Origin of the sequence: Neisseria sp. HMSC070H10 (assembly GCF_001837635.1) — a bacterium.
GTDB lineage: Bacteria > Pseudomonadota > Gammaproteobacteria > Burkholderiales > Neisseriaceae > Neisseria > Neisseria subflava_A.
In genome coordinates, this window is record NZ_KV833364.1 from 174,512 (window position 1) to 197,560 (window position 23,049).

General features: G+C 51.2%; 18 protein-coding genes. 10 read left to right on the plus strand and 8 right to left on the minus strand.

Features of this window, described 5'->3' with window-relative positions; all coding sequences use genetic code 11:
• Positions 1-13: 13 nt before the first annotated feature.
• Positions 14-328, plus strand: a complete 315-nt coding sequence (raiA, locus tag HMPREF2606_RS03820; protein WP_070712134.1) for a ribosome hibernation-promoting factor, HPF/YfiA family — start codon at positions 14-16, stop codon at positions 326-328.
• 61 nt (positions 329-389) lie between these two features.
• Here raiA and HMPREF2606_RS03825 read toward each other — a convergent pair whose 3' ends face one another.
• Complete coding sequence (locus HMPREF2606_RS03825; protein ID WP_283122339.1) at positions 390-1,679, minus strand: AmpG family muropeptide MFS transporter; 1,290 nt, start codon at positions 1,677-1,679, stop codon at positions 390-392.
• A gap of 205 nt (positions 1,680-1,884) precedes the next feature.
• Positions 1,885-3,525, minus strand: coding sequence for a glucose-6-phosphate isomerase (gene pgi / locus HMPREF2606_RS03835; protein WP_070712137.1), 1,641 nt, complete (start codon positions 3,523-3,525; stop codon positions 1,885-1,887).
• 251 nt (positions 3,526-3,776) lie between these two features.
• On the opposite strand from pgi, the gene HMPREF2606_RS03840 reads away from it, so the two are divergent.
• From HMPREF2606_RS03840 to HMPREF2606_RS03870, 7 genes are all read left to right on the plus strand, one after another.
• Positions 3,777-4,820 carry a LacI family DNA-binding transcriptional regulator gene (locus HMPREF2606_RS03840; protein ID WP_070645886.1) on the plus strand — a complete coding sequence of 348 codons (1,044 nt, stop codon included), beginning with the start codon at positions 3,777-3,779 and terminating at the stop codon, positions 4,818-4,820.
• Positions 4,821-5,015: 195 nt separating this feature from the next.
• On the plus strand, positions 5,016-6,338 hold the full coding sequence (locus HMPREF2606_RS03845; protein WP_070712138.1) for an MFS transporter: 1,323 nt from the start codon (positions 5,016-5,018) through the stop codon (positions 6,336-6,338).
• 208 nt (positions 6,339-6,546) lie between these two features.
• On the plus strand, positions 6,547-8,850 hold the full coding sequence (gene parC, locus HMPREF2606_RS03850) for a DNA topoisomerase IV subunit A (RefSeq protein WP_070712139.1): 2,304 nt from the start codon (positions 6,547-6,549) through the stop codon (positions 8,848-8,850).
• A gap of 70 nt (positions 8,851-8,920) precedes the next feature.
• Positions 8,921-10,507, plus strand: coding sequence for a two-component system sensor histidine kinase NtrB (locus HMPREF2606_RS03855; protein WP_070712140.1), 1,587 nt, complete (start codon positions 8,921-8,923; stop codon positions 10,505-10,507).
• On the plus strand, positions 10,500-12,128 hold the full coding sequence (locus tag HMPREF2606_RS03860; protein ID WP_070712141.1) for a sigma-54-dependent transcriptional regulator: 1,629 nt from the start codon (positions 10,500-10,502) through the stop codon (positions 12,126-12,128). Before HMPREF2606_RS03855 ends, HMPREF2606_RS03860 begins: the two co-directional genes overlap by 8 nt.
• 48 nt (positions 12,129-12,176) lie before the next feature.
• Entirely contained in the window at positions 12,177-12,929 is a 753-nt protein-coding gene (locus HMPREF2606_RS03865; protein WP_070585113.1) for a class I SAM-dependent methyltransferase, read from the plus strand.
• A gap of 102 nt (positions 12,930-13,031) precedes the next feature.
• Positions 13,032-13,715: a 2,3-diphosphoglycerate-dependent phosphoglycerate mutase gene (locus HMPREF2606_RS03870; RefSeq protein WP_003679823.1), complete on the plus strand. Its 684-nt coding sequence runs from the start codon at positions 13,032-13,034 to the stop codon at positions 13,713-13,715.
• Positions 13,716-13,856: 141 nt separating this feature from the next.
• On the opposite strand, the gene HMPREF2606_RS03875 is transcribed toward HMPREF2606_RS03870, so the two are convergent.
• A complete protein-coding gene (locus HMPREF2606_RS03875; protein WP_070712142.1) occupies positions 13,857-14,648 on the minus strand; it encodes a DsbC family protein in 792 nt (263 codons plus the stop codon).
• A 134-nt stretch (positions 14,649-14,782) separates the two neighbouring features.
• On the opposite strand from HMPREF2606_RS03875, the gene HMPREF2606_RS03880 reads away from it, so the two are divergent.
• A complete protein-coding gene (locus tag HMPREF2606_RS03880; RefSeq protein ID WP_070712143.1) occupies positions 14,783-16,972 on the plus strand; it encodes a primosomal protein N' in 2,190 nt (729 codons plus the stop codon).
• Between the two features lie 79 nt (positions 16,973-17,051).
• On the opposite strand, the gene HMPREF2606_RS03885 is transcribed toward HMPREF2606_RS03880, so the two are convergent.
• From HMPREF2606_RS03885 to HMPREF2606_RS03895, 3 genes are all read right to left on the minus strand, one after another.
• Positions 17,052-17,726: a hypothetical protein gene (locus HMPREF2606_RS03885; protein ID WP_070585107.1), complete on the minus strand. Its 675-nt coding sequence runs from the start codon at positions 17,724-17,726 to the stop codon at positions 17,052-17,054.
• Positions 17,727-18,058: 332 nt separating this feature from the next.
• Entirely contained in the window at positions 18,059-18,397 is a 339-nt protein-coding gene (erpA, locus tag HMPREF2606_RS03890) for an iron-sulfur cluster insertion protein ErpA (protein ID WP_003680162.1), read from the minus strand.
• A 132-nt stretch (positions 18,398-18,529) separates the two neighbouring features.
• Complete coding sequence (locus tag HMPREF2606_RS03895; RefSeq protein ID WP_003680158.1) at positions 18,530-19,216, minus strand: S24 family peptidase; 687 nt, start codon at positions 19,214-19,216, stop codon at positions 18,530-18,532.
• Between the two features lie 261 nt (positions 19,217-19,477).
• Here HMPREF2606_RS03895 and HMPREF2606_RS03900 point away from each other — a divergent pair, with 261 nt between their 5' ends.
• Positions 19,478-19,753, plus strand: coding sequence for a hypothetical protein (locus tag HMPREF2606_RS03900; RefSeq protein WP_003748371.1), 276 nt, complete (start codon positions 19,478-19,480; stop codon positions 19,751-19,753).
• A gap of 76 nt (positions 19,754-19,829) precedes the next feature.
• On the opposite strand, the gene argC is transcribed toward HMPREF2606_RS03900, so the two are convergent.
• Both argC and HMPREF2606_RS03910 read right to left on the minus strand, forming a co-directional pair.
• Positions 19,830-20,876 (minus strand): N-acetyl-gamma-glutamyl-phosphate reductase, encoded by a 1,047-nt coding sequence (argC, locus tag HMPREF2606_RS03905; RefSeq protein ID WP_070843328.1) that lies wholly within the window; start codon positions 20,874-20,876, stop codon positions 19,830-19,832.
• Between the two features lie 371 nt (positions 20,877-21,247).
• Complete coding sequence (locus tag HMPREF2606_RS03910; RefSeq protein WP_070843353.1) at positions 21,248-22,951, minus strand: ABC transporter ATP-binding protein/permease; 1,704 nt, start codon at positions 22,949-22,951, stop codon at positions 21,248-21,250.
• Positions 22,952-23,049 lie beyond the last annotated feature (98 nt).

The window sequence follows — 23,049 nt, forward strand, 5'->3', positions numbered from 1 at the left end:
AAGGAGCTGTATCATGAATCTGAAAATCACCGGTCTGAATTTTGATGTTACCGAAGCCATCAAAAACTACGTTTCCGACAAGTTGGCACGAATCAGCCGCCACGCCGACAACATCATTTCCGTGACCATTACGCTCTCGGTGGAAAAAGTCAATCAAAAAGCTGAAGCCGATGTCCATCTGGCAGGCAAAGATTTGCACGTTGAAGCGATTGAACAGGATATGTACGCCGCAATTGATGTTTTGATGGACAAACTCGACCGCGCTGTTTTGAAACATAAAGAAAAAAGCAGCGATGTCCGCAGCACTGTCAAACCTGAAGCAGAATAAAGTTTTTATATGATAAAGGCCGTCTGAACTATTCAGACGGCCTTTTGTTTGTTAAGGAGATTTAGCCTTGCAAACGGGTATTCGCTTTGTCGCCATTCCATGGTGCCACTTTAAACAGCAGCAACATGCCGGGTATGCCCAAAGCAAAACACAGCCAGTAGAAATTGAAGTAACCCATCGCTTCAATCAGATAGCCTGCCGAAGCATTGATAAATGTACGGGGAACAGCTGACAGGCTGGTAAAGAGGGCCAATTGTGTGGCCGTGAAAGCAGGATTGGTTTCACGGGCCATATAGGCGACAAATGCCGCTGTACCCAGACCTACGCCCGCTGCTTCTGCACCAATCACGGCCGCAAGCATCATTTGCTCTGTCAGTGTGATGGTTTCAAACTTGCCAAAATTTGCCAACCAGGCAAAGCCTAGAATCGTTACCCATTGGGCTACGCCGAAAACCCACAAAGCCCTGTTGATACCGAGCTTTATCATCCAAATACCGCCTACAATACCGGCAATGACAGCAGGCCATAAGCCGGCATTTTTGGCAATGAGGCCGATGTCGGTTTTGCTGAAGCCTATGTCCAGATAAAACGGTGTAGCCAAAGAAGTGGCCATGCTGTCGCCCAGTTTGTAGAGAAAGATAAACAGCAATACCAATATGGCCTGTTTGATTCCTTTGCGGGAGAAGAACTCACTAAAAGGGTCGGAAACCGTTTGGGCAAATGTACGCGACACAGATGGTGGAATGTCAGGCTCTTTGGCTAAAAACAGGGTCATCAGCAGACCGGGCAGCATAAATAGTGCAGTAATGATGAATACGTTGTGCCAAGGCATCAAGTCGGCCAAGATCAAGCTGAGCGAGCCGGGTACCAAAGCGGCGATACGGTAGGCATTGACGTGGATAGAGTTGCCTAAGCCTAATTCTTCATCTGACAAAATTTCGCGGCGAAATGCATCCAATACAATATCTTGGCTGGCAGAAAAAAAGGCGACCACCAACGATAAGCCCATAATTACATATAAATGCTGAGCAGGATTTAGGAAGGCGTAAACGAGCAAGGTCAGCAGCAAACCAACTTGCGTAACCAGCATCCAACCGCGTCGCCGTCCTAAAAAAGGTAATCTGACCAAATCAATGACGGGAGACCAGATAAATTTCCAAGTGAAAGGCAGTCCGATAAGTGCCATCAGGCCGATGGTTTTCAAATCAACATGTTCGCTGCGCAACCATGCCGGAATCAGGTTGATCAGAAAATAAAGCGGCAACCCCGAAGTGAAGCCTGTAAAGATACAAATCAGCATTTTGCGCGAAAAAATCTTGCGCCAAGTGCTGGGTTGGGGTGCGGTTGTCATAGTGGAATCAATAAAAAAGAAAAGGGATATTGTAGCAAAGATGGGGGATATGGCGAATCAACTTCTGCTATCTTTATTGAATAATAAAAGGTCGTCTGAAACTGAATGGATAAAGTTTCAGACGGCCTTTTGTTGGAACAAGCCGATAGGGTTTTGAAATGTCCGTAAGACAAGCAGATATGTTTGTTTTACGGATATTTTATTTTCAGACGGCCTTCGATGCTGCGTTGCAGTTGCGGTAGAAGGCAATCAGACCGTTGGTGGAGTTGTCGTGTGCCGGCGTGCCGCGTTCGAGTTCGGGCTCGATGGTTTTGGCCAGTTCTTTACCGTATTCCACGCCCCATTGGTCGAAGGGGTTGATACGCCAAATCACGCCCTGAACAAAGGTGCGATGTTCGTAGGCTGCCATCAGCATGCCGAGGTTGAAAGGCGTCAGGCTGTCGATGAGCAGGCTGTTGCTCGGACGGTTGCCGGGGAATTCTTTTTGCGGCGCAAGACGGTCGCGTTCGTCTTGGGGCAGGGCGGCTAATTCGACTTGTACTTCGTCTAAGGTCTTGCCTTTCATCAGCGCTTCGGCTTGGGCAAAGGCGTTGGCAACGGTAAAGCGGTGTTGGCGGTGGTTGCCGTAGATTGTGGTCATGGGGACGATAAAGTCGACGGGGATCAGACGCGTACCTTGGTGTAGAAGCTGGAAGTAGGCATGTTGGCAGTTGACACCTTCATCACCAAAGACAATGCCGCCGGTGGTGCAGGAAACGGGTTGGCCGTCTGATGTACGCTGTTTGCCGAGGCTTTCCATATCGAGTTGGTTGAGCCATGGGGTAAAGAGGCGCATGTTGTGGCTGTATGGGACAACGGTTTGGCCGTCTGAATATTGGAAGTTGTTGTACCAAACATTGATGAGCGCCATCAGGACGGGAATGTTGCGGCGGAATGGTGTTTCGAAGAAATGGGTATCCATCGCGTGTGCGCCGGCCAGCATTTTGCGGAACGCTTTTTCGCCGACGGCAACCATCAGAGGCAGGCCGATGGGCGACCAGACGGAATAGCGGCCGCCGACCCAGTCGGACATGGCGAAGACTTTGTCGGGGGAGATACCGAAGTTTTGGGCAGCGGCCACATCGGCGGAAATGGCGCAGAAGTGGCGGTAGATGCCGGAATCAGGCAAACCTGCATCGCGGTACCAAGTACGCGCCGCATAGGCATTGAGCAGGGTTTCCGGTGTGCGGAACGATTTGCTGGCAATGCTGAATACGGTGGTTTCGGGGTTGAGGCCGAGAAGGGTTTGGGTCAGGTCGGCATCATCGGAGTTGCTGACAAAGTGGACGCGGATGTTTTGCCAATAAGGTTGCAGCGCCTGTGTGGCCATGCGCGGACCCAAATCGGAGCCGCCGATACCGATGTGAACCAAGTCGGTAATGGGTTTGCCGGTAATGCCTGCGTGGGTGCCGTCTAGGAGTTGGCGTGCGAATTCGAGGGTGCGGTTGAGTTCGTGATGAACTTTGGACACGATGTTTTCGCCGTCGACGTAAATGGGTTGGGCATTGGCCGGCAGGCGCAGGGCGGTGTGGAGGACGGCGCGGTGTTCGCTGGTGTTGATTTTTTCGCCGCTGCTCATGGCCTGCATATATTGTGGCAAATCGGCTGCTTCGGCCAGTTGGCACAATAAATCAAGGGTATTTTCATCTAGGCGGTTTTTACTGTAATCAAATAACAAACCATACAGAATTTCGTGCATATTATTGAAACGTTCGGCATCTGCGGCGAAGCGTTCGCGCAGGGTAATGTGTTGCGTATCGGCATGATGGGTTTCCAAGGCCTGCCATGCGTCTGAGTATGAGGACATCTCGTTTCCTTAGTATGTAACGGTAAACAAGCAGGGTATCTATTTTCTGCTTTTTATAGTTGTTTGTAGTTTAACAAATTTGCACAACTTTTGGGAGGTGGTAGGGTCGGTTTTGCTTAAGAAATGTATGCAAAATGCAATAGAAATGGTTGATTATCATCAAGTTTCTGTAAAAAAGGGGGTATGACACCGATGTCTGCTGTGTTATCCTATGTAACATTATTGAAATCCTGTCGGGGCGGGTTCGTAAGATGGCTACAATTTATGATGTCGCTGCTTATGCCGGGGTGTCTCCCAAGACGGTCAGCCGGGTAATTAACGGCGATGCGCCGGTCAGCGATAAAACCCGTTCCAAAGTAGAAACAGCGATTGCCGCTTTGGGCTATATCCCGTCTTCTGTGGCGCGGATTATGCGGTCCCACCGTTCTGGCTTGGTCGGCCTGATTACCGGCGCCATTTCGCGGACGGGTGAGAATACGGGCGGACACGGCATTCCGGATATGTTCTTGATTAAGGGCATTCAGCAGCAGATTCGCGCACAAGGCAAGATTTTGATGATTGCCGACATCGACAACAAGTCGGGGCAGCCCGGTCAGATGGAGCCGCTGATTCGTACCTTTATGGAGCATCGTGCCGAGGGGATTTTATATGTGGCAGGTTTCCATCAGGAAGTATTGCTACCGGAAGTGCCCAACCGTTGTCCGATGGTGTTGGTCAACTGTTTTGATTTGGCAGGTACGCCGTCGGTTTTGCCGGATGACGAAGCAGGGCAGTATGGCTTGGTGCGCCGAATTATTCAAAGCGGACACAAACGGATTGCTTATGTGACTTTGCAGCCGGGCGTAGAAGCAACGAGATTGAGATTGGCCGGATACCACCGGGCTTTGGCAGATGCGGATATTGTCTTCGATCCTGATTTGGTGCAAACTGGTTATCCTGACTTCAGCAACGACAGCGGGTCTTTGATTTCGGCTATTTTGAAGCTGCTGTCTTTGCCGCTTCCGCCGACGGTAATTTGCTGCGGTAACGATGAAATGGCAGTGCGCGTGTACGGGATTTTGAGGACGCGCGGCGTGCGGGTTCCCGAGCAAGTTTCGGTTGCCGGATATGATAACCACAGCGCGATTGCGGAAACGCTGTTTCCGCCGTTGACCAGCACCGAGCTGCCTTATCTGCGTATGGGTGAAATGGCGGCGGATTTGCTGTTCCAATACATCGAACATCCGGCCGGTACGGCTCAGCCCGTCAAGGTCGTTGGGGAAACCATCTGGCGTCAGTCTGTGATGAATAAATAGTTTCAGACGGCCTAAAAATAAGCTTCAAACAACACAAACACACATCAAAACAAGATTATATAAACGGTCAAAATAAAGGCCGTCTGAAAACAGGGTTGCCTCATTGAAAAAGGCGGCCCAATACAATAAGAGCGTCATACCGCTGAAATTGGAGTTTGTTGTTTCCATAGTTTATTATCCAGGAGTAGCCTTCCTATGAAAATCTCCCCACAAGTGGCGATGACACTTCGCCAGATTATGCTGATGAACTTCGGTTTCTTCGGCATTCAATACAGCTTCGGGTTGCAGCAGACTGCGATTAACCCGATTTTCAGCTTTCTTCATGCCGACCCGAGCCAATTGCCGATTTTGAATATGGCAGGCCCGATTACCGGTTTGCTGGTGCAGCCGATGATTGGTGCGATGAGTGACCGCACTTGGGTGCCGGGATTGGGTCGCCGCCGTCCGTATTTCTTGATCGGCGCCATCGGTTGCAGCCTCTGCCTCTTTATTTATCCGCACGTTACCGCCTTGTGGGTGGCCGTATTGCTGCTGTGGCTCTTGGACATCAGCAACAACACGGCAATGGAACCTTTCCGTGCCTTTATTGCCGATACCGTTCCTGAACAACAGCAATCCACCGGTTTCTTGATGCAGTCCGTGTTTACCGGCTTGGGCATTACCCTGGCCAACGTTTCCCTCTACATCTTCCAACAAATCGGCTGGTTGCAACAAACTTCCGAAGCAGGCATTCCGTATTGGGTATTCGGTTCGTTTTATATTGGTGCGGTCTGCTCCATCGGTTCGGTTTTGGTTACCGTTTTATCAACAGCCGAACGCGAGCCCAGCCCTGAAGAAATGGCGGCCATTAAAGCCCAGCCGAGCGGTCCGGCCCATGCTGTTAAAGATATTGTCGTTGCCGTGCGCGAAATGCCGACTGCCCTGTGGCAACTGGCTTTGGTGTATCTCTTTCAATGGTACGCGCTCTTCATCTACTGGCAATATATTTCCCACAGTATCGTCCAATCTGTCTGGGACTCGACCGTTGAAAATACCGAAGCGTATAGCCAAGCGGTTGCATGGACCGGCCTGGTAAACGGTTTCTACAACGTGGTAACCTTTATCTCCGCCTTCGGCCTGATGTGGATGGCGCGCAAATACGCCGCCAAATATGTTCACGCCTTTGCCGTAACCCTTGCCGCGCTGGCCTTGCTCACCATTCCGCACATCGGCAACAAATACCTGATGTTTGCGCCGATGATTGGTTTCGGTGTCGGTTGGGCAAGTATGATGGGCGTGCCGTTTATGATTGTGGTCGGTTCTATTCCGAAAGAACGTTACGGCGTGTACATGGGTATTGTGAACATGATGATTGTGATTCCAATGCTGATTGAAACCGTATCTTTCGGCTGGGTGTACAAAACCTTCTTGGGTTCAAACCCTGCCAACGCGATGACTTTTGCCGGTGTTTCCCTGGCCATCGCCGCCGCGTTGACCTTAACCATTAAAACTGCGGCCAAATCGGCTACTGCAGAATAACGAAGTTTTGATTTAAAACCAAAATGAAAAGGCCGTCTGAAACATGAAAGGGTTTCAGACGGCCTTTTTGGTCGAAACAAATCATATTTGCCGACTTGATTCGGTAAGCCTTATTGCCGCCGAGCTACCGTTCATCACTCAAATTGGCTATGACTGCCGATTTTGCTTTACAATATCCTTCTTTAATTGATTTCGTTTTACCATCCTGATGACAGAACACATTTCCGCTCCAAGTCCATCTCCTGTCGGCGAAGACTACCTGCTGTTAGGTCAGTACGCCGAACGCGCCTATCTCGAATACGCCATGAGCGTGGTCAAAGGCCGCGCGCTGCCTGAAGTTTCAGACGGCCAAAAGCCCGTGCAGCGGCGTATTTTGTTTGCCATGCGCGATATGGGTTTGACGGCGGGGGCGAAGCCGGTGAAGTCGGCGCGCGTGGTCGGCGAGATTTTGGGTAAATACCATCCGCACGGCGATAGTTCCGCCTATGAGGCGATGGTGCGCATGGCGCAGGATTTTACCTTGCGCTACCCCTTAATCGACGGCATCGGCAACTTCGGTTCGCGCGACGGCGACGGGGCGGCGGCGATGCGTTACACCGAAGCGCGGCTGACGCCGATTGCGGAATTGCTGTTGTCCGAAATCAATCAGGGTACGGTAGATTTTGTGCCGAACTACGACGGTGCGTTTGACGAACCTGTACACCTGCCAGCCCGTCTGCCTATGGTCTTGCTCAACGGCGCATCAGGCATTGCGGTGGGCATGGCGACTGAAATCCCATCACACAATTTAAACGAAGTCACGCAGGCGGCGATTGCGCTGTTGAAAAAGCCGACGCTGGAAACCGCCGACCTGATGCAATACATTCCTGCGCCCGATTTTGCCGGCGGTGGTCAAATCATCACGCCGGCGGATGAATTACGCCGCATTTACGAAACCGGCAAAGGCAGCGTGCGCGTGCGTGCGCGTTATGAAATCGAGAAGCTGGCGCGCGGACAGTGGCGCGTGATTGTGACCGAGCTGCCGCCGAACGCCAATTCCGCCAAAATCCTTGCTGAAATCGAAGAACAAACCAACCCGAAACCGAAAGCAGGCAAGAAGCAGCTCAACCAAGACCAGCTCAACACCAAAAAGCTGATGCTGGATTTAATCGACCGCGTGCGCGACGAATCAGACGGCGAACATCCTGTGCGCCTTGTATTTGAACCAAAATCCAGCCGCATCGATACCGATACATTCATCAACACGCTGATGGCGCAGACTTCGCTGGAAGGCAATGTCTCCATGAACTTGGTGATGATGGGTTTGGACAACCGTCCCGCGCAGAAAAACCTGAAAACGATTTTGCAGGAATGGCTAGATTTCCGCATCGTAACCGTAACACGCCGTCTGAAATTCCGTTTGAACCAAGTGGAAAAACGGCTGCACATCCTTGAAGGCCGTCTGAAAGTCTTTCTGCACATTGACGAAGTGATTAAAGTCATCCGCGAATCAGACGATCCGAAAGCCGACCTGATGGCGGCGTTCGGATTGACCGAAATCCAAACCGAAGACATTTTGGAAATCCGCCTGCGCCAGTTGGCGCGTTTGGAAGGTTTCAAACTCGAAAAAGAATTGAACGAATTGCGCGAAGAACAAGGTCGTCTGAATATCCTTTTGGGCGACGAAAACGAAAAACGCAAGCTGATTATCAAAGAGATGCAGGCGGACATGAAGCAGTTTGGCGACGCGCGCCGCACGCTGGTGGAAGAAGCCGGACGCGCCGTGCTGACGCAAACCACCGCCGACGAACCCATCACGCTGATCCTGTCGGAAAAAGGCTGGATACGCAGCCGCGCCGGACACAACCTCGATTTGAGCCAAACCGCGTTCAAAGAAGGCGATCGTCTCAAACAAACCCTTGAAGGCCGCACTGTTTTACCCGTCGTCATCCTGGATTCATTGGGCAGAACCTACACGCTCGATGCCGCCGAAATCCCCGGAGGACGCGGCGACGGCGTACCGGTTTCATCCTTAATCGAGCTGCAAAACGGCGCGAAACCCGTCGCCATGCTCACCGGCCAGCCCGAACAGCATTACTTGCTTTCAGGCAGCGGCGGCTACGGCTTTATCACCAAGTTGGCCGATATGGTCGGACGCGTGAAAGCGGGTAAAGTGGTGATGACCGTGGACAGCGGCGAAACCGTCCTGCCGCCGGTTGCCGTCTATGCTTCTTCGCTGATCAATCCCGACTGCAAAGTCGTACTGGCCAGCAGCGACCACCGCCTCTTGGCGTTTTCCATCGGCGAGCTTAAAGTCATGCCTAAAGGCCGCGGTTTGCAGCTGATGTCGTTGGCTGATGGTGCATCTTTGGAACACATTATGGTGACGACTTCTCCTGAATTTACCGTTGTATCGGTCGGCCGACGCGGTGCAGAACATCAGGAAAAACTGCGTATTGCCGATATTGACGGCAAACGCGGTAAAAAAGGCAAGGTATTGGAAATATCAGGCCGTCTGAAAAGTTTGTCCTGAAACAAGAACAAATATATCTAAATAAATTAAATTTATACGACATTGCATGATAATAAAAAAAGGTTCATTTATGAACAGAGCCAATCTTCAAGAACTGGGTAATCTGAGGGAGCGGATTCCCGGTGTAATCAACATTGCCCGAATAGCCATCGTCTTACCGCTTTTGGTTTTGCACGCTTTCGGCAGCTACACGGGTGGCAACCTGATTGGCATTTCGTTGCCGGACGTTGAGTTTTATATCTGGGTAACGCTGTATTTCCTCCTGATTATGCTCTCCGTGTTCCGCCCGGGCTGGCAGTGGCAGTCTTTGGATTTGCCCAATGCCAGTGCCGTGGTCGACATCACCATGATGATGGTTTTGGTGTATATCTCCGGCGGTACGGCTTCCGGTTTCGGGATTTTGGTTTTGCCGTTTGTTGCTACGTCGTGTCTGCTTAGTTATGGCCACTACCCTATGCTGTATGCAGGCTATACGGCCATGCTGTTTATTTTGAACCTGTTTTTAGACGGCAGCATGCGTTTCGATTCGTTTAATTGGGACGCGAAATCAATGGTGAATTCTTCGATGCTGATCGGCGCAGGCTATCTGGTGGCGATGCTGACATCGTTTGCTGCCCGTTATCTGGAGCAGGCCACAGAGTCCGCCAGCCGTCATCAACTGGCCTACCGCCGTATTAGCGGCTTGAACCATTTGGTTTTGAACCGCGTACAGGAAGCGGTTGTGGTGATTGATGCGACCCAACGCGTGTGGCTGTTTAACAAACAGGCAAAAATCTATTTCCCCAGCCTGATTATCGATCAGCAGGAAATCGTGTTTGGCGAACTGGTAGCACGTTGGCAGCGCCAACCCGACAAACCTTTTGAAACCGATATCCATATTTTCCAACACGCCATGCACGTTCGAGCCGTTCCGCTGATTCAGGAGCAGACCGAGCTGCTGATGTTGTATGTCCGCTCATTGCGTGAAGTGGCTGCGGAGGCCATGTCCACCAAGCTGACTTCGCTCGGACAGTTGACTGCCAACCTTGCCCACGAAATCCGCAACCCGATGTCCGCCATCCGTCATGCCAGCGATTTGTTGCAAGAGGGTGATGAGGCAGATCCGCTCAAGGCCAAGCTCTACAACATCATCGACAGCAATATCCAACGTATCGACAAGATGTTGGAAGACGTATCCCTGCTTAACAAACGAGACAACATCAGCCGCCAGCCGATTAATCTGATGAAATTTTGGTTGGAATTCAAGCAGGAATTTACCTTAAACAATCCCGATGCCATCGGCTGTCTGCGCATGAATATGGACGGCAACAACCTGACCGTATTGGTTGACTCCATGCACTTGCAGCAAGTGATGTGGAACTTGTGCAACAACGCTTGGCGACACAGCCGTCAGGACGAAAACGCCATTACCGTTCTTATCCGCTCTAGCGGCAGGATGCATATTTCCATCGTAGTGGCGGACAACGGCAAAGGCGTGCCGCCCGATGTACGAAATCATCTGTTCGAGCCGTTTTACACCACCGAAAAACAAGGCACCGGCTTGGGGCTTTACGTCGCACGCGAGTTGGCACACGCCAATATGGGGCAGCTGCATTATCACCCTGAAATGAACGGGTTTGAACTGATTTTACCGAAGGAGCAAGCGCAGGATGAATAAATTGCAAGAGCCGGTTTTGGTTGTCGATGACGAGGCAGACATCCGCGACCTGATGGAAATGACCCTGATGAAAATGGGTCTGCGCGTCGATACTGCGGCTGGTGTTGAAGAAGCCAAAGACAGGCTAGACAACAACGATTATTCACTGGTGTTGACCGATATGCGTATGCCCGACGGCTCAGGCCTCGAGGTTGTCCAATACATTGATGAACTGATGCTCGACACGCCCGTCGCCGTGATTACGGCTTTCGGTAATGCCGACCAAGCCGTTGAAGCCTTGAAAGCAGGGGCGTTTGATTATCTGCAAAAACCGATTACGCTGTCGCAGTTGCGTTCATTGGTTAAATCGGCAGTATCGGTTTCCGACAATACTGCCGAACCCACGCCGTCTGAAAAAGTCAAATCGCAGCCTGCGCCTGTTTCTGCCGCCCTGTATAAACCCGAACCTCAGCCGGTCAAGCCTGTCGTTACGCCTCCTAAGAGTGTACAGAGCGAATTTAACCGGCCTTTGACTGTTCCGGAAGGGCTCAATTCCTTAAAAGAGCGTTTTTCGGCTGGCAGCATCAATCATGCTCTGCAACAAGATGCACCTATATTGGAAGGCGAGGACGATATGCCGCGCCTGTTGGGTACTTCGCCGCAAATGGTCGAAGTGCGCCACCTGATTCGCAGATTGGCCCACAGCCTTGTTCCTGTTTATATCTCCGGCGAGTCCGGTACGGGTAAAGAGCAGGCGGCGCGCACGATTCACGAGCTGTCCGACCGCGCTGACAAACCGTTTATTGCCGTCAACTGCGGAGCCATTCCTGAAAACCTGATGGAAAGCGAATTTTTCGGCTACAAAAAAGGCAGCTTTACCGGCGCGGATCAAGACCGTTTAGGTTTTTTCCAACACGCTGACGGCGGCACTTTGTTCCTTGACGAAGTTGCCGATTTGCCGCTTGCCATGCAGGTCAAACTCCTGCGCGCCATTCAAGAAAAAGCCGTGCGCCGTATCGGCGATGCGCGGGAAACCTCTGTGGATGTGCGCATTATTTGTGCAACCCATAAAAACCTCGAAGCTTTGGTTGAAAGCGGCGCATTCCGTCAGGACTTGTATTACCGCCTCAACGTTGTCACCCTGCACATGCCGCCTTTGCGCGAAATGCGCGAAGACTTGGGCGCACTGATTCTGTATCTGTTGTATAAACACCGTCACGGCAATCAAACCTACAAACTCAGCCCGAAAGCCCAAGAAGCCCTGTTGCATTACAGCTACCCCGGCAACTTCCGCGAGTTGGAAAATATCCTTGAACGCGCCGTTGCGTTGACGGTAGGCCAAGTGATACAAGTGGACGACTTGCAGATTCAAAACGCCCCACAGGTTAAGGCTGAACGCAGCGGCTTTTCCTTTGACGATATTGCCGAACCTGACGCGCGCGAAACCACGCTCAATCACAGCCCCATTCCGCCGTTTGATCCGCGTACCATGCAGATACAGGATTACCTCGACCAAGTGGAACGCAGTATCATCGAGCAGGCTTTGCAGCAAACCCGTTACAACCGTACCCAAGCCGCCAAACTTTTGGGCATCAGCTTCCGCTCTATGCGCTACCGCATGGAACGCTTGGACATCAATTAAAACGTTCAGACGGCCTGAGTTTTCAAGGCCGTCTGAAACATAAGCCTTATGTACAAGATTTATTTTGACGAAACCGCATCTGCCGAACTTCGCAGCCTTACCGAGCCGTTCGGGTTGACCGTTATCGACCGGCAGCCTGAAGAAGGCAGTTTCCTTATCGCTGACGAAAGCGGCATCAGTTTGTGCCGCGCCGGTGAAAAAGGCCGTGTCCGCGTTGATTTTGATGGCGGTGCCGCCCATTATCGGCGCACTAAAGGCGGAGGCGAGTTGATTGCCAAAGCAGTCAACCACACTGTACAACCGACTGTCTGGGACGCTACCGGCGGACTGGGGCGCGACAGTTTTGTGCTTGCCTCGTTGGGTTTGAATGTACACACTTTTGAACAAAATCCTGCGGTTGCCTGTCTACTTTCAGACGGCCTCAATAGGGTGGGGCAAAGTGAAGAGACACGGGAGATTGCCCAACGCATTACTTTGCATTTCGGCAATTCCGTTGATTTGATGCAGGAATTGGCAATGGAAAACGGTATGCCCGATGTGGTGTATCTCGATCCGATGTATCCGGAGCGTCGCAAAACCGCCGCCGTGAAAAAAGAAATGGCTTACTTTCACGACTTGGTCGGCTCGGCACAAGATGAAGCCGAGTTATTGGATGCGGCATTGAATACCGCCAAAAAACGCATTGTCGTCAAACGCCCGCGCTTGGGCGAATTTCTCGACGGGCGCAAACCTGCTTATCAATACACAGGCAAAAGCACGCGGTTTGATGTTTACCTTCCGACAAGGCCGTCTGAAGACTAGAAGCAAACTTGCAACATATCAAAAGAAACCGCCGACGTTATCAGCGCGGCGGCAAAGTGTGCTATAAATACCTTTTCCCAAACTTCATTGGAGCAAACTATCATGGAATTAGTATTCATCCGTCACGGACAAAGCGAATGGAACGCGAAAAACCTTTTCACCGGCTGGCGCGACGTTAAGCTGAGCGAGCAAGGTTTGGCAGAAGCCGCAGCAGCAGGTAAAAAGCTGAAAGAGAAGGGCTACGAGTTCGACATCGCCTTTACCTCCGTTCTGACCCGTGCCATCAAAACCTGTAACATCGTTTTGGAAGAATCCGACCAACTGTTTGTTCCACAAATCAAATCATGGCGTTTGAACGAGCGCCACTACGGCCAGCTGCAAGGTATGGATAAAAAACAAACCGCAGAAAAATACGGCGACGAGCAAGTCCACATCTGGCGCCGCAGCTACGACACCCTGCCTCCGCTGCTCGATCCTAAAGACCCTCACTCCGCCCACAACGACCGCCGCTATGCTAACCTGCCTAGCGATGTCGTACCTGATGGCGAAAACCTCAAAGTGACCCTCGAGCGCGTTCTGCCTTTCTGGGAAGATCAAATCGCTCCGGCCATCTTGAGCGGCAAACGTGTATTGGTTGCGGCACACGGCAATTCCCTGCGCGCGTTGGCCAAACACATCGAAGGCATTTCCGACGAAGACATCATGGGTTTGGAAATCCCAACCGGTCAGCCGCTGGTGTACAAATTGGATGAAAACCTGAAAGTAATTGAAAAATTCTACCTGTAAGGTAAAGGGAAAAAAGGACGTGTTGGACACGTCCTTTTTTATATTTGTCTGTATTGAGGCCGTCTGAAGGCAGTTGATGGCGGGCGACATGAAAAAAGGACGCGTAAAGCGTCCTTTATGGAGATTAAAACCTGAAAAGTATTACTGGTTTTTCTCGATGATTTCTTTGAGGTGAGGCATAGGGCTGTAACCGCTTTGGCTGCGGCCGTTAGGGAAGACTACGGTCGGCGTGCCGTTGAAGCCGAATTGTTCGCCCAATGAAGTGGTTTCTGCAACAGGGTTTTCGCAGTTTGCTTTGCCGCTTGGGAATTTGCCTTTGCGCATCCAGTCGATCCATGCCTGGGTCGGATTAGGTTGACACCACAACAGCTCGGCTTTGCGCGCGGCATCAGGGTGCAGGCTTGGAATCGGCATCATGAAGGTATAAATCGTGATGTCAGTCATTTTCTCAAACTCATGCTCCAAGCGTTTGCAGTACGGGCAGTCCGGATCGGAGAAAACAGCGACTTTCAGTTTGCCGTTGCCGCGTACTTCTTTAATGGCTTTATCCAAAGGCAGGGAAGCGAAGTCGATTTTGTTCAAATCGGCGGCGCGTTCTTCAGTCATGCTTTGGCGCGTGTTGACGTTGATGAGGTCGCCAACAAGCATATAGTCGCCTTTGGCGTCGGTATAGATGATTTGTTTGCCGCTGACGACAACTTCATAAATGCCTTTAATCGGTGTTTCACTGACGCTCAAAACTTTCAAATCTTGGGCGGCATAGACTTTTTCCAAACGCGCTTTCAAAGAAGCGGCAACGGATTTGTCGGCAGGCGCTTCCGCTTTGGCGGCCGGAGCAGGCGCTGCGTTGGCGTTGGATACGGCAGGTTGACCGCATGCCAACAAAGGAAGGACGGCAAACGGCGTTAAGATTTTGATTAACTTGGTTTTCATGCGAGAGACTTGCGTGTGTTGAAATAAGGCATTGTATCAAACCTCCGTCATGTCTGCATTGTACTAAGGCTCAAATTATCGTCTGAAAATAGCTTTCGGCTGTTAAAATACGAAAAAATGATTTGATTGTTTGTATGTTCTACCATCGTATTGCCGTAAACGTGCCGCTTTCAGACGGCCTTTTGACTTATTCCTATTCCGAGCTGCTTCCTCTGGGAACGCGGGTGCTTGTGCCTTTTCGTAATAAAACCGTTGTCGGGATTGTGTGGGAAAAGGATATTGCGCCCGATATGGATACGGCGCGGATTTTGAGTGTTCAGATGGCCTTTGTAGAAGAAAAGCCGTTGCCTCAAAGCTGGCGTGATTTGTTGGCGTTTACGTCGCGTTATTACCACTATCCGACGGGGCAGGCGGTATTTGCCGCATTGCCGCAAGGTTTGAAGGAAACGCGCGCGGTAGAAATGCCGCAGCCGCCGTTGTTTTATGCTTTAAACGAAGCAGGCAGGGCGCAAACGCCGCCGCCGGCGCGGTTCAACAAAAAAGCGGCTTTGTGGGGCGCGCTGCTGTCGGGTGGAATGACGATGGCGGCGTTGAAGCAGGTGAACGCGCAGGCGGCGAAATTAATCGAAGATTGGGCGGAACAGGGTTGGATTGAAACGACGGAAGCGGCAAAGTCCGTTTTAGAGTCGTGCCACAGGCAGGCTTCGCACTCTGAATTTGTGTTGAATGCCGACCAGCAGAAGGCTTCCGATGAAATTCAGACGGCCTTTGGTAAATTTCAGCCATTTCTGCTGTACGGCATTACCGGCAGTGGCAAGACCGAGGTGTATTTCGATGCGATGGCGAAAGTGTTGGCGCAGGGGCGGCAGGTGTTGTTTCTGTTGCCAGAAATCAATCTCACGCCGCAGCTTTTGAAGCGGGTGGAAAACCGTTTTGCCGACGTGCCGACCGCCGTGTTGCACAGCCAGATGGCTGCAGGCAAGCGCACGCAGGATTATCTGCGCGCGATGTTGGGGCAGGCGAAGCTGGTCATCGGCACGCGGCTGGCGGTGTTCACGCCTTTGCCTGATGTCGGGCTGATTGTGGTCGATGAGGAACACGATGGCTCGTTCAAACAGGACAACGAATTGCGCTACCATGCCCGCGATTTGGCGGTGTGGCGGGCGAAGCAGAGCGGCTGTCCTGTCGTGTTGGGCAGTGCCACGCCCAGCTTGGAGAGCTGGCACAAGGCGCAAAGCGGCGCGTACCGCCTGCTGCAACTGACCGAGCGCGCCCATGCCGCCGCGCAACTGCCGCAAGTAGAAATTCTCAACGTAGGCCGTCTGAAACTTGACAACGGCTTCTCGCCGCAAGCCTTGCAGCTTTTAAAACAGAATTTTGAAGCAGGTGGCATGTCGCTGGTGTACCTCAACCGGCGCGGTTTCGCGCCCGCGCTGTTTTGCGGCGACTGCGGCCATACCTTCGGCTGTCCAAACTGCTCCGCTAAAATGGTGCTGCACCAACGCGCCCGCCAACTGCGCTGCCACCATTGCGACCACCGCGAACCCATCCCATTCAAATGCCCCGACTGCGGCAACCAAGACCTGACCGCCGTCGGCCACGGCACGCAGCGCGTCGAAGAAACCCTGCGCGCCTTCCTGCCCAAGGCTGCCGTCGTCCGTGTTGACAGGGACAGCACTGCGCACAAAAACGACTGGGCAGATTTGTACCGCCGCATCGCCGACAACGAAATCGACATTCTGGTCGGTACGCAGATGCTCGCCAAAGGTCATGATTTCGCGCGGCTTAACCTCGTTATCGTATTGAACGCCGACGGCAGCCTGTATAGCGCGGACTTTCGTGCGCCGGAAAGGCTGTTTGCAGAGCTGATGCAGGTGTCCGGAAGGGCGGGGCGCGCCGACAAACCCGGCAAGGTGTTGATACAAACCCAACTGCCCGAACATCCCGTCTTCGCCGCCGTCAAAGCGCAGGACTACGCCGTGTTTGCCGAAAACGAATTGAACGAGCGGCAAATGTTCGCCATGCCGCCTTTCGGTTTCCAGACCGCCGTCCGTGCCGATGCGCCGCATGTTGCCGATGCGATGGAATTTCTCAACGCCGCCAAAGAAACCCTTGCCCCGCTTTTGCCCGAAAGCGTCTCCCAGTTTGGTGCCGCTCCGATGCTGATGGTGCGCCTCGCTGAACGCGAACGCGCGCAAATCTTCCTTGAATCAACATCCCGACAGGATTTGCACCGCGCCGTAAGTTTGTGGGTGCAGGTGTTGCAGCAAAACCGCGACGGCAAAATCAGATGGTCGGTGGACGTTGATGTGCAAGAGGCTTGATTGAAATGGCTCAATCAATAAGGAAATAAAAGGCCGTCTGAAAATCTGTTTTCAGACGGCCTTAAGTTTTTGAATCGGTTTAGAAGAATTTTGCAGCTATATAGCCGAGTGCAAGCAGGCTCAAAACGGCGAATACGATAGCCATTGTAAGCAGGAACTGTGTTTTCTTCCTCGCTGCAAGTGCTGCCAGCTCAGGATTTTGGTCTAACTCTTCGCGTAGTTGGGATTCCAACTCGGCACGGATTTTCTTGCGCAGCTTTTTCTCTTCCTGCTCGCGCTCGTATTTGAGCTTGTGGGCGATTTCGGTTTGTTTTTTATGCTCGAAAGAGATTTTTTCCTGCCATTCAATGCGCTTACGCTGGATGGCCAGCTCATTTTTTTCTGTCAAATCAAAGTGGCAGGTTTTACATTCCTGTGCATCTAGTTCGTCAATAATCGTCATGCAGACGGGGCATTGGATAGGGTCGGGAGTATTGGCTGCCGACATAGTTTCTTCTTCAACTGCTTCCAATTCCATAGACTGACGGACGATCACGTCCAAACCCAAATAGCTGAAGTAATGCTGCGCATTTTCGCGCTCATCTTGGGTACATTTTTCGGCCACAATCGCTTGCGGACGCTCAGCCAAGGCTTGAATCAGGCTCTCGACTTCGTTTTCGGGCAGGTTCTCATACAGGCAGGCGTGGATGAGCTCCCTATCCGTGTTCGGCGGATAGGAAACGTATACGTCGAAAAATTTTTCTTGTTTGCTCATTGATATCCCATGAGTATTTCGACTGCGTCAACCAAATGGGTTTAGCCTAAGGTTTTGTTATTGTGTTTGAGCTGTTTTGGCTTATGATACGAGCCAAAACAGAGGCTGCAGTCTCAGGCAGACCAGGTACGGTTTGCCTTTGTGTCGTTAATCGGCTGGACAATAATTTTTTATTTATATGGAAACATACATGTCCAATGTTATGTCTATTGTAGAGTAAATATTTACGCCCGATATTATTATAAAGTAAATCTAAAATTGTTTAAAATAAATTCACACAAAAGGCCGTCTGAAGATACAGACGGCCTGTTTTTGTGGCAAAAACGGATTGTTTATACGGAGAAGGACGAACCGCAACCGCAAGTTGTCTCTGCATTCGGATTGCGGATGACGAATTGAGAACCTTGCAGGCTTTCGGTGTAGTCGATTTCCGCACCAACCAAATATTGGTAGCTCATCGGGTCAACCAAGAACGTCAGGCCGTTTTTCTGGATTTCAAAATCGTCGTCATTTTTGATTTCGTCAAAGGTAAAACCGTATTGGAAGCCGGAGCAACCGCCGCCGTTGACGAATACGCGCAATTTCAGGTCGGGATTGTTCTCTTCGGCAATCAGGTCGGCAACTTTGGTGCAGCAGCTGTCAGTAAAGATAATAGGGCTTTCGTCTGACATGATGTGATTCCTTTTATATGAATATTTTTACTATTGTCGCGCAAACCGTTAGTCAAGGCAAGTTTGTGCAGACAGGGTCTGCCAGCTTACATGGAGGGCATGGCAGAAATTTCAAGCACCAGTATGTCAGATTTAGATGCTTCTGCCAAACCATTCTACACGGCCGATGATGGCAACGTCGTCGGTCGGGTTTTTCAAGTCGATTTCAAAAGTAGGGTAGGCCTCGTTGGCAGAAATGACGTTGACGATGCCGCCGGGTATCAGTTGCAAGCGTTTGACCAAAAGGTTTTCGTTAAGGCGTAAAACATAGAGGCCGTCGCGCGGCGTGGTTTGGCCGTGGTTGATGAGGATGGTGTCGCCATCATTCAGCACGCCTTCCATCGAGTCGCCTTTGACTGAGATAACGGAAAGGTTTTTGATGTCGCGCGTCACATAATTTTCTATCCAATAGCGTCGGAACGCCATGGCGAACATGGGCTGTTCATCGCCGACGAGCTGGCCGTGTCCGGCCGCTGCTTGGATGTCGTAACGCGGTACGAAGACAAATTCGTCTATATCGACAGGGTTGCCCAGTGTGTCGGTTGCTGTGGCTTTTGGGGCTTCGGAATCGGGGAAGGGAGAACCTTCGCCTGTCAAAAGCCAGTCTATGCTACAGCCTTTAAGTTGTTTGATTTTTTTTAGCGTTTCCGATTTCGGCAGGCCGCCTTCGTTCCAGATACGGCTGAATCCGGCGATGGTCATATCAATGTCGGCGGCGATCTTGGCTTGGCGGGCTTCATCTTTCCATAAGAAAGCCAGGCGGTCTTTAAAGGTATCCATGTTTATGCCTTTATGGAGGTATGTTTTTTATATGGTTTGGACGATTTGAGTGTATTTTACCTTAGTTTTTATAAAATTGTAAGAAAAAAATTACCTAACCTAAGAAAAAGTATTGCACATTCTATTTTTTCTTAGTATTATTCGTTTTGTCTTAGATGAATCGATATTTCTAATTTTTTGTTCGATTTTTCTTAGTTTAGTTTTATTTGGTTTAGTTTTTCTGACTTAAACCTGCTATGTGATTATGATGAGAGGTGTGAAATGACTCGTTCGCGTAAAAATATTTTTTGGGTGCTACTGGCGTTGGTACTGGGTTTTTTTGCCCTGCCTTTCGGATCTTCGGAAGCACATGAAGCGGACGGTAATTTGACGGCTTCGGAATGCGAACGTTTGGGCAGCTTGAGTTTGGATCAGATGGACGGCAGGCTGCTTGCCTTCGCCAAAGAATGTGATATGGTGGAGGCCACCCACGATTGGGAGCAACAGTACGGTAACTTGAATGAAGAAGAAATGCTTGCCGGCGTGGTGTATGAGTGATGTTTGCGTATGAATTAATAAAGGCCGTCTGAAAACCATTGTTTCAGACGGCCTTGTATTTTTAATAAGAATGATATTAAGGCATTAATGGTGCATTAGTCAGGCCGGTGGTTTCGGGCAGGCCGAACATAATGTTCATATTCTGCACGGCTTGACCGGCTGCGCCTTTAACCAAGTTGTCGATGACGGAAAGAACAATCCACACATCGTCTTGATTGGGCGCTCTTTGAACGCTGATACGGCAAAGGTTGGCGCCGCGCACGCTGCGGGTTTCAGGTGTCGAACCTGAAGGCAAAATATCAACAAAAGGACTGTCGCGGTAGTATTCGTGCAGCAAGGCTTCAGGATCGGTATGTTCTTGCAGGTGCAGATACAGAGTGGCATGCATACCGCGTATCATCGGAACAAGGTGTGGCACGAAAATCAGGCCGTCTGAAACATGGTCTTGCAGTCTGGACAGGGTTTGTTGGATTTCAGGCAAATGGCGGTGGCCGCTGACTCCGTAGGCTTTGAAGTTTTCACCTGCTTCGCACAATAGGGCGTGGGTGCTGGCTTTGCGACCCGCACCGGAAACACCGGATTTACAGTCGGCAATCAGCGGCGCATTGGCCTTCAGACGGCCAGCTTGAAGCAGTGGCAATAAGGGCAGAGAAACGCAGGTAGGGTAGCAACCCGGATTGGCCACCAGCATGGCTTTGGCGATGTCGTCTTTGTGAAGTTCGCACAAACCATACACTGCTTGGGAAACGAGTTGCGGCGCGGCATGGGTCATTTTGTACCATTGTTCCCATGTTGGGATGTCGCGGATGCGGAAGTCGGCAGACAGGTCAATCACGCGTACGCCTTTTTCGATAAGGGACGGTGCTTCTTTCATGGCCACGCCGTTGGGCGTGGCAAAGAACACGAGGTCGCAATGGTCAAGTCCGGCATCCTCGGGCGTTTGGAATGCAAGGTCGTAAATGCCGCGCAGGCTGGGGAAGTAGTCGGCAACCGCAATACTGGCTTCGCTTCGGCTGGTGACGGCAGTAACCTCTGCGTTGGGGTGGCTGCTGAGCAGGCGCAACAATTCAATGCCTGTGTAACCGGTTGCACCGACGATACCAATTTTAATTTTTGTGGTCATGGTGTGGCTCCTTTGTAGGGGTAACAATGCGTTTGATTATATAGTAATTAATTGCCGTCGGTCAGCGGTGCTTGTGCCAAGCTTTGCAATAGAGGGTTAAACAGGCCGTCTGAAATATGGGATTAACGATATTGGAGAGAGGATTTCAGACGGCCTGAGCGTTTGGAAAACGCAGTTTGCGGTTTGATTTGTGGTGGGTGTTTCGTCTTTATCCTATCCATACGAATACACAATAAAAATGTAAAAAAATGCCCCCGGGTTGGAGGACCGGAGGCAAGTATCCAAGGAGTAGCTCTCATCAATAAGAACTAGTTACTTGGTACTATATTCCTTGTTAGAGTTGAAAGCAAGTACTTTGCACATTTTAACATTTAAATAATTTTTTCATTCAAATTCAGGGAACTATCAAACAGGGCTTGAATCTTGGGTTGGTGGCTGATGCCGATGACCAAAGTATCGGGCAAATGTTGCTTGAGGGTCTGCATCAACATCAGGGCGGATTCGTTATCAAGCTGGTTGGTGGCTTCATCTAGGAACAGGATTTGCGGTTTGTGCAGCAGTGCGCGTGCAAGGCTGAGGCGTTGTTGTTCGCCGCCGGAGAGGATGCCGTGCCATTCGTATGAAGTGTCCAAATCGTTCATCAACGTGTGCAGCCTACCCGTGGGGCTGCTTAAGCCGACTTGTTCCAAAACGGTTTGAATCAAATGGTCGTCTTGGCAGGCCGCATAGGGATAGCTGACAGTTTGACGCAATGTGTCCGCAGGCAGGTAAGGGCGTTGCGGGAAAAACAGGCGGCTGCCTTCAAGGGAAAAACTGCCGTGATAATACGGCCATAAACCGGCAAGCACGCGAAGCAGCGTGGATTTGCCGATGCCGCTTCGTCCTTCAAGCAATACCCATTCCGGAGAACGGGCTTGGAGGTGAATATCAGTAAGCAGGGGACTGCCGGTTTGGGTGTGGATGGTAAGGTTTTGCAGGACTGCCTTGCCGCGATGATACGGCAAATCTGTTTGGTGTGACTGAAGGGAGGGGCTTTTTTGTTCTGCTTGTTCCAAGGCCGTCTGAAAACTGGAAAGCCGTTCGATGACTGCCGCCCATTCAATCAGGCGGCGGTATGCGTCAGTAAACCAGCCAAAACTGTCTTGAACGCGTGCAAATGATGTGCGGGTCTGCATCATGTCGCCGAAGGTCATGGTTTTGGCGAGGTACATGGGCAGGGTGGCGAGGATGGGGATGAAGATGCTGATGCGCACATAGGTCGCCCAGAAGGTTTCTTGGCGGAATTCGCAGTTGGTCAGCCGTCGCCAGTTGTTGCGGATGCGGAGGTAACGCTGTTTCAGACGGCCTGTTTCGGCTTCGCCGCCGTTGTAGAAGGCGATTTGTTCGGCATGGTCGCGTACGCGTAAAAGGGCTGCGCGGTAGTCGGCTTCGCGGTGCTGGCGGTCGATATTGAGGTTTTTTAGTTTGCGGCCGACAAGATGGGCGATGACGGTGCTGAAGATGGAATAAATCAGCGCAACCCAAACAAGGTAGCCGTAAACGGTAATGCTGTATCCGCCGATGTTGAAGGTCTGCACGCCGGACAGCGTCCACAGTACGGCGACGAACGCGCTGAATTTGGCAACGTTGTTGATGAAGGAGCGAAAGAGGCCGATGCTTTTGTCGGCAAGCAGATAGATGTCTTCGGCGATACGTTGGTCGGGGTTGTCCGGTTCGCCTGTCAGGCGCAGGCGGTAGTGTTTGTGGCCTTCGAGCCAGTTTTTTTGAAATTGCTCGGTCAGATGGGTGCGCCAACGGAAGATGAGGCGTTTTTGCAGCCAGTCGGCACAAACGATACAGCCGATAACCATCGCCATATAGCCGAGGTATTCGACAATGAGTGATGGCATGGATGCGCCGTCAAACGCGGCCAGCGCGTCATAGAAGCGTTTGTCCCATGCGGCAATCCAAACGCTGATGGTGATGGAGCAAAGGGTAAAGCCGATGAGGACGGCGAGCATCAGCCATTGGAGGCGGCCGTGTGCCCCTGACCAAAAAGGGTGGGCAAGGTAAAAGAATTTTTTGAGCGTATTCATGATGAATGCTTGTGAATGCGTGCGAATGGCCATCTGAAAGTGAAATTGTACTTTCAGACGGCCTTTTTATCAGCAATAGTTGGTTTATGCTTTTAAAA

Bases quoted from the DNA above. Each gene is read 5' to 3' on its own strand.
- raiA (WP_070712134.1), top strand. From the start codon at position 14: ATGAATCTGAAAATCACCGGTCTGAATTTTGATGTTACCGAAGCCATC.
- HMPREF2606_RS03825 (WP_283122339.1), bottom strand. From the start codon at position 1,679: ATGACAACCGCACCCCAACCCAGCACTTGGCGCAAGATTTTTTCGCGC.
- pgi (WP_070712137.1), bottom strand. From the start codon at position 3,525: ATGTCCTCATACTCAGACGCATGGCAGGCCTTGGAAACCCATCATGCC.
- HMPREF2606_RS03840 (WP_070645886.1), top strand. From the start codon at position 3,777: ATGGCTACAATTTATGATGTCGCTGCTTATGCCGGGGTGTCTCCCAAG.
- HMPREF2606_RS03845 (WP_070712138.1), top strand. From the start codon at position 5,016: ATGAAAATCTCCCCACAAGTGGCGATGACACTTCGCCAGATTATGCTG.
- parC (WP_070712139.1), top strand. From the start codon at position 6,547: ATGACAGAACACATTTCCGCTCCAAGTCCATCTCCTGTCGGCGAAGAC.
- HMPREF2606_RS03855 (WP_070712140.1), top strand. From the start codon at position 8,921: ATGAACAGAGCCAATCTTCAAGAACTGGGTAATCTGAGGGAGCGGATT.
- HMPREF2606_RS03860 (WP_070712141.1), top strand. From the start codon at position 10,500: ATGAATAAATTGCAAGAGCCGGTTTTGGTTGTCGATGACGAGGCAGAC.
- HMPREF2606_RS03865 (WP_070585113.1), top strand. From the start codon at position 12,177: ATGTACAAGATTTATTTTGACGAAACCGCATCTGCCGAACTTCGCAGC.
- HMPREF2606_RS03870 (WP_003679823.1), top strand. From the start codon at position 13,032: ATGGAATTAGTATTCATCCGTCACGGACAAAGCGAATGGAACGCGAAA.
- HMPREF2606_RS03875 (WP_070712142.1), bottom strand. From the start codon at position 14,648: ATGAAAACCAAGTTAATCAAAATCTTAACGCCGTTTGCCGTCCTTCCT.
- HMPREF2606_RS03880 (WP_070712143.1), top strand. From the start codon at position 14,783: ATGTTCTACCATCGTATTGCCGTAAACGTGCCGCTTTCAGACGGCCTT.
- HMPREF2606_RS03885 (WP_070585107.1), bottom strand. From the start codon at position 17,726: ATGAGCAAACAAGAAAAATTTTTCGACGTATACGTTTCCTATCCGCCG.
- erpA (WP_003680162.1), bottom strand. From the start codon at position 18,397: ATGTCAGACGAAAGCCCTATTATCTTTACTGACAGCTGCTGCACCAAA.
- HMPREF2606_RS03895 (WP_003680158.1), bottom strand. From the start codon at position 19,216: ATGGATACCTTTAAAGACCGCCTGGCTTTCTTATGGAAAGATGAAGCC.
- HMPREF2606_RS03900 (WP_003748371.1), top strand. From the start codon at position 19,478: ATGACTCGTTCGCGTAAAAATATTTTTTGGGTGCTACTGGCGTTGGTA.
- argC (WP_070843328.1), bottom strand. From the start codon at position 20,876: ATGACCACAAAAATTAAAATTGGTATCGTCGGTGCAACCGGTTACACA.
- HMPREF2606_RS03910 (WP_070843353.1), bottom strand. From the start codon at position 22,951: ATGAATACGCTCAAAAAATTCTTTTACCTTGCCCACCCTTTTTGGTCA.